This window comes from Pseudomonas sp. DVZ6 (assembly GCF_024259445.1).
Taxonomy (GTDB): Bacteria; Pseudomonadota; Gammaproteobacteria; order Pseudomonadales; family Pseudomonadaceae; genus Aquipseudomonas; species Aquipseudomonas peradeniyensis.
Window position 1 is genome coordinate 18937 of sequence record NZ_JANCLM010000003.1, and the last position, 12658, is coordinate 31594.

8 protein-coding genes and 1 pseudogene are annotated in these 12658 nt (G+C 64.5%); 3 read left to right on the top strand and 6 right to left on the bottom strand.

Annotated elements, in window-relative coordinates:
* Positions 1–62: 62 nt before the first annotated feature.
* From NMG10_RS02535 to NMG10_RS02545, 3 genes are all read right to left on the bottom strand, one after another.
* On the bottom strand, positions 63–1463 hold the full coding sequence (locus tag NMG10_RS02535) for an aspartate aminotransferase family protein (protein WP_254463786.1): 1401 nt from the start codon (positions 1461–1463) through the stop codon (positions 63–65).
* A 228-nt stretch (positions 1464–1691) separates the two neighbouring features.
* Complete coding sequence (locus tag NMG10_RS02540) at positions 1692–3014, bottom strand: ATP-binding protein (RefSeq protein ID WP_203651789.1); 1323 nt, start codon at positions 3012–3014, stop codon at positions 1692–1694.
* Entirely contained in the window at positions 3011–3694 is a 684-nt protein-coding gene (locus NMG10_RS02545; RefSeq protein WP_254463787.1) for a response regulator transcription factor, read from the bottom strand. The genes NMG10_RS02540 and NMG10_RS02545 overlap by 4 nt, the downstream gene beginning before the upstream one ends.
* Before the next feature lie 291 nt (positions 3695–3985).
* On the opposite strand from NMG10_RS02545, the gene dsbD reads away from it, so the two are divergent.
* The 3 genes from dsbD to dsbG are packed head-to-tail and all read left to right on the top strand — an operon-like array spanning position 3986 to position 7294.
* Positions 3986–5704 (top strand): protein-disulfide reductase DsbD, encoded by a 1719-nt coding sequence (gene dsbD, locus NMG10_RS02550; RefSeq protein WP_254463788.1) that lies wholly within the window; start codon positions 3986–3988, stop codon positions 5702–5704.
* Positions 5704–6534, top strand: coding sequence for a TlpA disulfide reductase family protein (locus tag NMG10_RS02555; RefSeq protein WP_254463789.1), 831 nt, complete (start codon positions 5704–5706; stop codon positions 6532–6534). Before dsbD ends, NMG10_RS02555 begins: the two co-directional genes overlap by 1 nt.
* Position 6535: 1 nt before the next feature.
* The gene (gene dsbG / locus NMG10_RS02560; RefSeq protein WP_254463790.1) at positions 6536–7294 is read left to right on the top strand and encodes a thiol:disulfide interchange protein DsbG; all 759 of its coding nucleotides are present in this window, start codon (positions 6536–6538) and stop codon (positions 7292–7294) included.
* Positions 7295–7376: 82 nt separating this feature from the next.
* Here dsbG and NMG10_RS02565 read toward each other — a convergent pair.
* The 3 genes and pseudogenes from NMG10_RS02565 to NMG10_RS02575 all read right to left on the bottom strand — a co-directional run.
* Positions 7377–7556: pseudogene (locus tag NMG10_RS02565) on the bottom strand (hypothetical protein); the annotation flags it as partial.
* An 89-nt stretch (positions 7557–7645) separates the two neighbouring features.
* A complete protein-coding gene (locus NMG10_RS02570) occupies positions 7646–8065 on the bottom strand; it encodes a hypothetical protein (RefSeq protein WP_254463791.1) in 420 nt (139 codons plus the stop codon).
* A gap of 11 nt (positions 8066–8076) precedes the next feature.
* Positions 8077–12636, bottom strand: coding sequence for an RHS repeat-associated core domain-containing protein (locus NMG10_RS02575; RefSeq protein ID WP_254463792.1), 4560 nt, complete (start codon positions 12634–12636; stop codon positions 8077–8079).
* Positions 12637–12658: the final 22 nt, after the last annotated feature.

Consider the following 12658-nt stretch of genomic DNA (forward strand, 5'->3'; position numbering starts at 1 on the left):
AGCGTTAATGCAAAGATCGTCGGGGCCGCTCCTACACAGGGTTTGCGTCCGGCCTTGGAGTCTCAGCCAGCCGACACCGCCGCCGCGACGGCCTCGGCAAACCTTGCAGCCACTTCATCAACCTGCTCGGCGCTGATGATCAGCGGCGGCAGGAAGCGCACCACCGCTCCGTGACGACCGCCCAGCTCGAGGATCAGGCCACGACGCAGGCATTCACGCTGCACCTTCGGCGCCAGCTTGCGACAGGCCGGCGGATGGCCCTGGACGTCGTGCTTGCCCGCCGGATCCACCAGCTCCACCCCCAGCATCAGGCCACGGCCACGGATGTCGCCGAGCTGCGGATAGTCCTGCTGCAACCGTTGCAGGTGCCCGCGCAGGCGCTGGCCCATGGCTTCGGCGTGCTCGCACAGGCGGTGCTCCACCAGGTACTTCATCACCGCGGAGCCTGCGGCCATGGCCATCTGGTTGCCACGGAAGGTGCCGGCATGGGCGCCCGGCGACCATTGGTCGAGCCAGTCGCGGTAGACCATCACCGCCAGTGGCAGGCTGCCGCCGATGGCCTTGGACAGGGTGACCACGTCGGGCACGATACCGGCGTGCTCGAAGGCGAACATCTTGCCGGTGCGGGCGAAGCCGCTCTGGATCTCGTCGACGATCAGCGCCACCCCGGCCTGCTCGGTGATCCGACGCAGCCCGCGCAGCCATTCGATATCGGCGGGAATCACGCCGCCTTCGCCCTGCACCACCTCGACGATCACCGCCGCCGGCAGCGCCACGCCGGCCTCCGGATCGCACAGCAGGTTTTCCAGGTAGTGCAGGTTGGCGCGCACGCCCGCCTCGCCGCCAAGGCCGAACGGGCAGCGGTAGTCATAGGGATACGGCAGGAACTGCACGCCATTGTTCAACAGTGCGCCGAGCGGTTTTTTCGGTCCCAGGCTGCCCATCAGGCTCAGCGCGCCCTGGGTCATGCCATGGTAGGCCCCCTGGAACGCCAGCACGGTGCTGCGCCCGGTGACCGTGCGCACCAGCTTGAGCGCCGCCTCGACCGCGTCGGTGCCGGTCGGGCCGCAGAACTGGATCTTCGCCTCCCCGCGCAAACCTTCTGGCAGCAGAGCGAACAGGTCCTGGACGAACTGGTCCTTGACCGGCGTGGTCAGGTCCAGGGTGTGCAGCGGCAACTCATCGGCCAGCACGCGCTGGATCGCGTCGATCACCACCGGATGGTTGTGCCCCAGGGCCAGGGTGCCGGCGCCGGCCAGGCAGTCGATGAACTGGCGGCCCTCGACGTCCTCGACGTACAGGCCACGGGCGCGCTTGAGCGCCAGGGGGATGCGCCGCGGGTAGCTGCGGGCGTTGGACTCCTGCTGCTGCTGGCGCAACAGCAGGGGCGAATCCTCGAATTCGTACAGGGGGCGCGGCGTGGTGGCCGGCAGCACCTGGGCAAGGCTGGAAGCGGTCGACATCGGAAAATCCCTCGCAAGCAAGCGAATGTGCCCGCCACGCGCCCTGTAACCGGATGTGTGTCGGGTTCTTATCGTTTGAAAAACGCTTCAGCGAGGTGCGGATTTAGCGGTTGTCGTGGGATTTGTTGTGAATGTACGACCTGCATCGCGGGGCAAGCCCGCTCCCACAGACTCATGCGCCAAGCTGCGTGGGAGCGGGCTTGCCCCGCGATGGGTACAACGCCGAACTCAACTCCCCGAACGCGCCGGTACCTGCAGGCTCACCCGCAAACCATCGGCCCGGCTGTCGAATCGCAGGCTGCCAGCGCAGCGCTGGACGATGGCCTGGACGATCGCCAACCCCAGGCCGCAACCACCGCTCTGGCCGTTGCGCCAGAAACGTTCGGTCAGGTGCTCGAGATCTTCCTGGGCAATGCCCGGCCCATGGTCGCGCACCAGGAAGTCCACCTGCCCGTCCTGCGCCTGTACCTCCAGCTCCACGGCGGCATCGCCACCATGGCGCAGGGCGTTGTCCAGCAGGTTGCGCAGCGCCGCCACCGCCAGCGGCGCTGGCATGCTCAGGTAGACCTTGGCCGCGGCCTCGGGCAAACGCAGGTGGATGCGCCGGTTGTCACCGCCGCCGGCGTCCTCGATGGCCTGCCGGGCGACCTGCTCGGCACTGCACTGCACGCCATCGTCGAACGACAGGCTGCCCTCGACCCGCGCCAGCATCAGCAACTGCTCCAGGGTGCGGTGCATGCGGTCGGTGCCCTGCTCGGCATGCTCGAGCGCTTGTTCGCGCACGGCGCCATCGGTCATCCGCGCCACTTGCAGGTGGGTCTTGATGGCCGTCAACGGGCTGCGCAGTTCGTGGGCAGCGTCGTCGGTCAGGCGGCGTTCGCGCTCGATGGTCTGGGCGATACGCAGGAACAGCTGGTTCTGGGTGTCGAGCAGCGGTTGCAGCTCGCTGGGCAAGCCGGCCACCTGCAAGGGCTCGACGCTGTCGGCGCGACGCCTGCGCAAGGCGTCACGCATGCGATTGAGTGGTTCCAGCCCCTTGCCCAGACCGATCCACAACAGCCCGAGGCTGCCCAGCAAGGCCATCAGCACCGGCGCCGAGGCCGCCAGCAGAATCGACTGATTGAGCGCCTCGCGTTCCTGGTGACGGTCAGCGGTGGTGATGCGCACATCGCCATGGTTGTAGGTGAAGGTACGCCAGGAAGCGCCGTCGATGGTCTGGTCTCGGAAGCCGCTGCGCTCGTCGTCCATGGTGCCATCGTGCTTGTGGTTGCTGGCGAGGATCTCGCCACGCAGCGAGCTGACCTGGCAGGCCATGCCGTCCGGCACGCTGAACTGGTCGGCGGAAAAGTGCGCGTCCTGGCCCTTGGCGGTCAACGGTTGCGGCAACTGGTCGATCAGCCCCGCGACCATACGCGCCGACGCCACCAGGCGCTGGTCGAGGGAAAACATCATCTGCTGGCGCAGGTCGCGCAGCATCCAGGCAGCCGCCAGCGCCCAGATGACGATGAACACACTGCCGAGGATCAGTGAAAGGCGAACCCGCAGGCTCATGACGCGCGCTCCTCCGGTGCCTGGGCCGGCCCCAGGCGGTAGCCAAGGCCGCGTACGGTCTCGACGATGCTGTTGCCCAGTTTGCGCCGCAGGTGGTGGATATGCACGTTCAACGCATTGCTTTCGACCTCGTCGCTGAAACCGTAGACGCAGTCCTTGAGCTGCTCGCTGGACAGCACACGCCCCGGGTTCTGCAGCAAGGCCTGAAGCAACGCCTGCTCACGGCGCGACAGGTCCACCGCCTGGCCGGCCAGGGTCGCCGCGCAACTGCTGGGGTCGTAGCGCAGCGGGCCGTGCTCGATGACGTTCACCGCCCGCCCGGCCACACGGCGCAGCAGGGTGTGCAGGCGGGCGGCCAGTTCGCGCAGGTCGAAGGGCTTGAGCAGGTAGTCGTCGGCGCCGGCCTGCAGGCCGTCGACCCGGTCGGTGACCGCGTCGCGGGCAGTGAGCACCAGCACCGGCAGGGTCTCGCCCTGCTGGCGCAGGCGGCGCAGCAGTTTGAGGCCGTCCTCGTCGGGCAGGCCCAGGTCGAGGATCATCACGTCGAACTTCGCGGTCCCGAGCATCTGCCGGGCCTGCGAGGCGCTGGCCACCCGGTCCACGGTCAGGCCCTGGGCCGAAAGGCCGGCGCAGATGCCGCTGGCGATCAGGTCGTCGTCCTCGCAGAGCAGAACGTGCATAAGGGATCTCCTGGGTGGGGAAGCTGGCATTGCACAGGGTGGCGATTAAGGGGGGATTATGAACGGGTTTGGAGATGTTCGTCGGGCTGATAGCATCGAGGCGAACAGGGGCCAGACGCAGCCCTTGCTACGCCTGTGAGACCGAGCGCCGCGCGGGCGGCGCTCGGTCTCACAGGCACTACAACGCTCATGGCGAACACCTTGAAAGGCCTGGTCCTAAGACCAACTTAACCTTCAGTTAATAAGCCAAGGCCAGCATGGCCCTCTTCAAAGCTCTGCCAAGGCGTCGACATGCGTGTTCTCCTGCTCTTCCTGACATTCCTGCTCGCCGGCCCTCTCCAGGCCAACCCCTTTGCGGTAAAGCCGGACTTCCTGCCGGTCAACGAGGCCTTCGTCCTGACCCACGACCGCCTGGAAAACGGCCAGATGCGCCTGCATTTCCAGATCAAGGACGGTTACTACCTCTACCAGAAGCGCCTGAAGTTCGACGGCCTGCCTCCCGAGCAGCACCCGTCGCTGCCCCAGGCCGAAAACCACCACGACGAATTCTTCGGCGACAGCGCGGTCTACCGCACCGAGCTTGAGCTATTGCTCCCGGCCAACGCCAGCGGTGAGCTGCGCCTGGGCTGGCAAGGCTGCGCCGACGCCGGCCTGTGCTACCCGCCGCAGACCACGCCAATCGCCCTGGGCGGCAGCGCTGCGCCACCCGCCGCTGCCGACCAGGCCAGCGACCAGGCCCTGGCCGGTACCCTGCAACAGGACAGCCTGGCCTGGAGCCTGCTGGCATTCTTCGGCCTGGGCCTGCTGCTGGCCTTCACCCCGTGCTCGCTGCCGATGCTGCCGATCCTCGCCGGATTGGTCATGGGCAATGGCGCCAGTGCCCGGCGCGGCTGGTGGCTGGCCGGCGTCTATGTGCTGAGCATGGCACTGGTCTACGCCGCCCTCGGCGTGATCGCCGCGCTGCTGGGGGCAAGCCTGCAGGCCTGGCTGCAACAACCCTGGCTGCTGGGCAGCCTGGCCGGCCTGTTCGTGCTCCTGGCCCTGCCGATGTTCGGCGCCTTCGAACTGCAATTGCCGGCCGCCCTGCGTGACCGCCTGGACCGCGCCGGGCAAGGCACCCGTGGCGGCAACCTGTACGGCGCGGCGTTGCTGGGCGCCCTGTCGGGCCTGCTGCTGGGCCCGTGCATGACCGCGCCGCTGGCAGGCGCCCTGCTGTTCATCGCCCAGAGCGGTGACGTGCTGCAAGGGGCGCTGGTGCTGTTCACCCTCGGGCTGGGCATGGGCGTTCCCCTGCTGTTGCTGGTCACCCTGGGCAACCGCTACCTGCCACGCCCGGGCGCCTGGATGAACCTGGTCAAGGGCTTGTTCGGCTTCGTGTTCCTGGCCATGGCCCTGTACACGGTGCGTGGCCTGCTGGCGGAAACCCTGGTGCTGGCCCTGGCCGGCGCCTGGCTGATCGCCCTGGGCTGGGCCGCCTGGCCGGCCCTGCAGCGCCTGCCCGCCTTGCGCGCCATTCCCCTGCTCGGCGCCTTGTGGGGTGGCCTGCTGCTGGTGGGCGCCGCAGCCGGGGGCAACGACCTGTGGCAACCCCTGCAGCCCTTCGCCGGCAAGGGCACCGCGCAAGCTCCGGCCAACGCCCACGACGCCTTCGTCACCGTGAACGCGCCGGCCGACCTGCAGCGTGAACTCGACGCCGCCAAGGCCCGTGGTCAATGGGTGCTGGTGGACTACTATGCCGACTGGTGCGTGTCGTGCAAGGTCATGGAAAAGCAGGTGTTCGGCCGTGGCGATGTCCAGGCCAGCCTGGACGGCGTGCACCTGCTGCGCCTGGACGTGACCGCCGATTCCCCGGCCAGCCGCGAACTGCTGCAGCGTTACCAGGTGCCAGGGCCGCCCAGCCTGATCTGGATCGGCCCGGAAGGCGACGAGCGCCGCGCCCGCCGCATCACTGGCGAGATCGACGCCGCCGGGTTCATGCAACACTGGGCCCAGACCAGGAGCCAAGGCTGATGCTGACCGTCACCCTCGGGCCGCTGACCATGGCCCTGAATCACCTGCTGCTGCTCGCGGCGCTGGGCATCGCCAGTCTGGTCGGCTGGCGGGTGGCCAGGCACGGCGGTGAAAACCCGGAATCTGCGCTGTTCAATCTGTTCCTGCTGGGCCTGCTGTTCGCCCGCCTGGGCTTCGTCCTGGCCTACTGGCCGATGTACCGCGACGACCCGCTGCAGGTCATCGACATCCGCGACGGCGGCTTCCTGCTCTGGGGCGGCCTGCTGGGCATCGTCCTCGGCACCCTGTGGCAGGGCTGGCGGCGACCCGGTCTGCGCCGCCCCCTGGGCTGGGCGTTGTTCAGCGGCGCGCTGTTCTGGGGCCTCGGCAGCCTGGCCAGCCACCTGTACAGCAAGGGCACCGAGCTGCCGGACATGAGCCTGCGCGACAACCGTGGCCAGGCGGTGGCCCTGCACAGCTACCGCGGACGGCCGCTGGTGATCAACATCTGGGCCACCTGGTGCCCGCCCTGCCGCCGCGAGATGCCGGTGCTGCAACAGGCCGAGGACGACTACCCCCACGTGACCTTCCTGTTCGTCAACCAGGGAGAAACCCCGGAGAACGTCAGCACCTTCATGGCCACCACCGGCCTGACCCTGTCCCACGTGCTGTTCGACGGCACCGGCGAGCTGGCCCGCAAGGTCGGCTCCATGGCCCTGCCCACCACCCTGTTCTACAACGCCGAAGGGCGGCTGGTCGGCAGCCACCTGGGCGAACTTTCGCGCGCCAGCCTGCGCCACGCCCTGGAACCCTTCGAACGCGCCGATGCGCCCGCCCCACAAGGAAACTGACATGCGACTGAATGCACTGCTGCCCCTGACCCTCACCCTGCTCGCTGCGCCCCCGCTGCACGCCGAAGAGCTACCCAAGGCGATCCAGCAACTGCAGGCCAAGGGCGCCGTGATCAAGGGCAGCTTCGACGCTCCCAACGGCCTGCGTGGCTACGCCGCCGAGTACCACAACAACGGCATCGCCCTGTACCTGACGCCCGACGGCAAGCACGTGCTGGTGGGCAGCCTGTTCGACGAACAAGGCAAGGACCTCAGCGCCGAGCCGCTGGAAAAGCTGGTGTACGCACCGATGAGCAAGGCGGTCTGGGCGAAGATGGAAAACACTGCCTGGATCCAGGACGGCAAGGTGGACGCGCCACGCACTGTCTACCTGTTCAGCGACCCAAACTGCCCCTATTGCAACATGTTCTGGCAGCAGGCCCGGCCCTGGGTCGAGTCGGGCAAGGTCCAGCTGCGTCACATCATGGTCGGCATCATCCGCGAGGACAGCCCGGGCAAGTCCGCCGCGCTGCTCGCCGCCAAGGACCCGGCCAAGGCCTTGCAGGAACATGAGAAGGCCGGCAAGGCCAGCACGCTCAAGGCACTGGACAAGGTGCCGGAGGCGGTTCAGAAGAAGCTCGAGGCGAATCTGGCCCTGATGGAAGAACTGGGCCTGGCCGCAACCCCGGCGATCTTCTATCAGGATGAAAAGGGGCAGTTGCAGAGCCAGCAAGGCGCGCCGCGGCCGGAGATGCTGGGGAGGATACTCGGCAAGCGTTAAACCGCAGTCTATCTGAAGGTGCAACGATAGCCTTTGGCGAATACCTCGACATGGCTGTCGTAACCAACCAGCAGATAGCGCATCAAGCCCAGCGATCCTGATGGGTCGCAGAGCGCTTTGCGTTCGCTTGGGCACTGTACGCAAAGTCATGTCGTAGACACCGCCGCCAGCAAGCCAGCGTGACCATTGCAGCAGAGCTTTCCGCCAGCTTGCAGTAGCGTGTATCCAGGCGGCGGTTCTCCCTCAGCCAGCCAAACAGTCGTGGACAAGGAGATACAATCGCCACCAGGCCGGAGCCGTCCTTTTCAGGCTCATTGATACGCCCACTTCCCCCTCGACCTTGACCGTGGCTCAATCCATCAAGGTCTCGGAAAACATAGTGTGTATACGCCGGCAGAAATCTGATTCATCGACACTGTCCGGCAACACCAATACATAGTAAAAAATTCGATTGAAGCGCAAATTGATATCGTACGGTTCGAAATCCGAATCACCTTCAAACTCGAATAGCGTAGCGATCCCGTTCAACGCTGCTGGCTTTGCCTCAACGCCAAAGCACCCCTCGCCCGTCGCCCCCAGATTGTAACCTTGCTCAAGGTGGGCCTTCAGCATCCCCTCATCTTTATAGAAAAGAATAAACTCCTCTCCCCGAATGCACTCCTGCTGTGACTGAAACCCCAGACGTGCTGCTTTTTCCGTCAATGCCGCGAGCACCAGTTCCAGCGACGTATCGGTATAAAAGCCATACATGACACCCGACCAATCTGCCATCCCACTGTCTCCTATAGCTTGCATCCGGAAGCGCCGTGACTGACATCAGCACGAAGTCTTCTATTAGCGTCCCTGAGCTGAATATCTTCTTGTATATAGAGCCTTAGATAAGCATTCTGCCGATCCACCTTTTTAACTTTACCGCCATCAACTTCAAACGAAACAAAATGGGTACTTTTCTCTTTGGTCAGCCCCATTTTACCTCTTACATTGGTGCTCTCCATTTCTTCTGGCGTTAGTGTCGTCACGTAGACACCTTTGGGCTTGCCTTGAATAGCACCTCGCCCCCTGGCGCCGGGGTCACTTTGATTAATCACGCCTGTCCCCATGATTCCCTTATAACCTTCCTTGCTCGTGTAATGATAAACACGCACCACCTCCAAGCCTAACGGATCGATCCATGACAGAGGATTAGGCGCATATTGATAGAGGTTGATCCCGCCCCTCAAGCCTATCGGGTCTTGCTGGGTAAATCGCCCGATATCCGGGTCATAAAATCTGAATGTGTTGTAGTGCAGCCCAGTTTCCCGATCCAGGTACTGCCCCTGAAAACGCACATTCTGCCGACTGACCTGCTCCGGCGCATGCCATTCCTCGCAGTTGTTGCCCCATACCTGGTGCTGCCCCTGCCAGGCAGTTATCCCGTGTTCGTCGGTCAGTTGCTCTACCAGGCCGACCAGATTCGTATGAAAGTGGAAAACCTGCTCATGCCCAGGCACCCCATCTACCCTGGCCAGCGGCTCATGGCCCGCCGCGTCTGCGTACAGATAAAGACTCGGTTTGCCGTCCTGAACTTCTCGCAACAGACGCAGGCCTTGCCACTGAAACTCGGTTCGACTGACCGGCGCGTCCAGGTCGTCACGGTAGACTCGTTTGTCGATGCGCCTGCCCAAGGGGTCGTAAGCAAACTCGATCCGTTCGCGAAGCGGCCCACGCCGCTGACGGATACAGACCAGCCGATGCTCTGCATCGTATTCAAAGCGCTGGAGCAGACGATTGCCGGAGCGCTTCTCCTCGAGCCGACCAAAGCGGTCGTAGCGATAGCGTCTATCTTGGAACACCTTGACCCGGTTGTGCCGTACCCGACCGTTGACCTGATATCCCTCCAGCAGGTTGCCGGCAAGGTCGTAGCCAAAGTGCTCGACCATCGGCTGTTGCTGAGGCAACTGGCGTGACGCGCCATGGATTCGCTCGGTGGGCCCGTAGTCATAACCAATGCGCCCCTGGTAGCTGCCACGCCCACCGGCACCGGCCTGGAAACGACCGACCAGATGCTCAAGCTCCACCCCCAGCCCGCTACCAGCGCGCTGGGTCTGGGTCAGTACCTCGCCGACAAGGTTGTCCGCCGCATCGTACTCATAGTCCTTCTGCAGCAAGGGCATGCGGGTGCGCTCGCCATCCTGATATTCCACAGCCTTGCGCAGCAGGCGCCGCGTACTGTCATAACGGGTTCTGGTAAGCAATGCACCCTGGCTGCGCAAGACCTCGTCGTGTAACGCATCGCGCTCGAAGTCGCTGATCACCCGCCCGTCGAGATTGATCTGGTGCAGATGTCCGCTGCCATAGCACAGGTAGTTGATCCGGCGGGAGTCAGGCAGCGTCAAGGTCTGCAGGTTACCTAGGGGATCATAGGTGTAACCGAGTTGCCCTGGACCCTGGCTTTCGCTCAGCAATCGCCCCATGGCGTCGTAGGTGAAGTCCAACTGCTGGACCTGCCCACTACGGTGAGTGAAATGGATCGCCAGCAGATTGTCAGCAGCATCGTAGCGGTAGGTCGTCTCGCCATCGTCGGTCCGCTTGCACAGCAGACGACCGACCGCATCGTGTTCATGGTGGTGAACCTGTGCAAACACTTCGGGCTCATCCGGGCTGCCCGGCAACACGGGCTCCGCTTCGCGGCATGGATGCACGGTGCGTTGGGTGATCGCATCCAGGGCATCATAAAGCAGACTGAAACCGCCACCATCGAGGTTACGCTGACCAACCAACCGGTCTAGCGCATCCCACTGGAAGCGATAGTGCTCGCCGTTCTCGTTTTCCAACTGCTGCAAGCGGCCGTAGGCATCCCAGTGCAACCGCACAGTGTGCCCCAGTGCATCAGTACGCTGCAGCAGTCGACCGCTGCCGTCGTATTGCCATTGGGTCATGCGCTGCGCTGGGTCGACATGGTGGGCCAACTGACCGGCGGCATCGATCTGATAGTGCTCGACCCGGCCATCGGCCAATTCGCGCTGCTGCAGATGGCCACGCACATTGAAACGATAGCGCGTGGCGCCGCCCTCGGCATTGCGCACCTCGCTCAGGTGCCCACGCAGGTCGTAACGATAGTGAGTCTGTTGCCCCGAGCAATCGCGTGAGGCAGTCAGCTGGCCACGCCCGTTCCACTTGAACGAACGTTCCTTGCCTATGGCATCGACACTACGCACCATACGTCCCTGACGATCGTGGTCGTAACGTGTCAGTTGCCCGAGTGGATCGACCTCGGACAACAGGTTGCCCCGAGCATCATAGGTATAACGACGCTCATGCCCTGCTCCGTCGACGATACGGGTGGGCAAGGCCCAATGTTCGGTGTAGCCGATGCTTTCACGACGCCCCAACGGGTCGGCAGTGGCAACCACGCGCCCGAGCGCATCGTAGCTATAGGACCACTCGCCACCTTGTGGATCGAGGGTGCGCCGCAACAGGCCATCGACATAGTCGTGCCGCCAGCAATATCCCAGCGCATCGATGTAGGTGTGGACCTCGTTCAGCGCGCCCCAGTGATAGTGCTCCTCACGCCCCAGGCCATCGATGACCTGGGTATGGCCATGCTCCAGGTCATAGATGAAGCGATAGTCCTCGCCGTCGCTGCCCCAGTGCCGAACCACGCGCCATTCATGCTCGGGCTGTAGCTCCAACAGCGCGGGCATGGCGTAAGGCGTGCCATCCAGACTGCACGGTTGGCGCGCCGGCGGTGGCGTGAAGCGGGCCCACTCGTAGTACCGCGTAGCCCCCATGGGCAGCGTATGGCTGGCCAGCAACCCTTGGTCGGTGTAGGTAAACTGCCTCAGCAATTGCCCTTCGGCATCGGCGACAACCTCCAATTGCCCTGCCGAGGTGTAGCGATACTGCACCAGGCATTCGCGCTGCTCGACGGCAAAGGCCCGACCGGCCCGCAAGTACAATCTGTGTATCTCGGCTACCCGGCGCGGTTGCCCGTCGGCAAAGCGCAGTTCGATGAAGATCCGGGCCGAGCTGTCGCCGAGGAACTGCAATCGGCCTTGTTCGTCGTAGAACAGCTCCAGGCAATTGAGGTTACGATCACCGACCTTGACCAGGCGCGACCGCCGACTGTCCAATGGATCGGTATGGAACACCTGGTACAACCCGCTGTTGATGTCCTCGACGATGGTGAAGCCGTTGTCCTGATGAAAAAACGCCAGGCCATCGAGAATGCTGACGAAGGCACTGCCGACCTGCAGACGCCCGAGCTCCAGCCTGGCGCCCTCGTCATCGACGTAGATCCACAACTCGCCCCCCTCAGGGTGCGCGACACGCTCCAGGCGCACTTCGTAGGGCACACTCCAACCTATGCCGAACAGGCCATCGCTACGTCGGTCGTTGCTGTCATAGCGCCGCGCCCAAGTGATCGGGACCAGCGCCGCGAGTTTGAAATCCACATCCTCGGGGCCATCCTGGAATTTGCTGCCCATGGCTGGAGCCACCGGGTTGCCCACCCCGCAGCGTCGACCCTTGAGCATGCCCCGGCGACTGATGAGCATCCCGGCAATCAGGCCAATGATCTTCGCCGCAGCGCTCTTGCCGTCGTGGATGTCGCGCACGGTGGTGGTGCCGCCACCGATGCGCACATTGGGCGAATAGGTCATGCCGATCGGCCCGTCGCAGGTGGTCTTGTCTCCGACCCGCGCTGCCGGCTGGCCATTGATGAACACCTTGTCCGAGCCCTGGGCAATGAACTGTTCGGGCATTGGAGGGTGCTTGCTGCAGACCGCCTTGTCCTCGGGCTTGGGAATCGATCCGGGCGCGGCTGGCGTGGTCACCGGCGGGTTGAAGATGCTGTTGATCTCCTGCGCCAAGCCGATCACCGGCAATACCATCGAGGCGCCAACCATGGCGTAGGCCCCGATGTTTTCGAGGATCGACGGTTCATCGGCTGGGCCCGGCGCCTCGACCGGGCCACCACTCACCCCGGCGGCGCGCGCCGCGAGGATGCCGTTGATGCGGGTATTGTGCGAGCCACTGCTGATCGAGCCGTACGGCTCGGGCGGAAACAGCGAATTGCCAACCCAGTTGCTGAAGTCGCTGATATGGTCGCCAATGCTCTTGTCTTCACCGGCCGGCAGCATGGCGGCGGCACTGACCATGACCCCGGCGATCAACGGCGTGAGCACGGCGGCGGCACCGCCGGTACCGACCACCGCGACCACCGCGCCACCAATGGCGGCACCGACCGCGGCGACCGCCGCCGCATAGACGGCGGCCTCGACCAGGCCACTGACCAGCTCGGCCATCAGCGGGGGATGAAGTATGAGATCGCCCATGCGGGCGGCATGCAGGCTATCGTCCATGAAACCCGTGAAATCCTTGCGC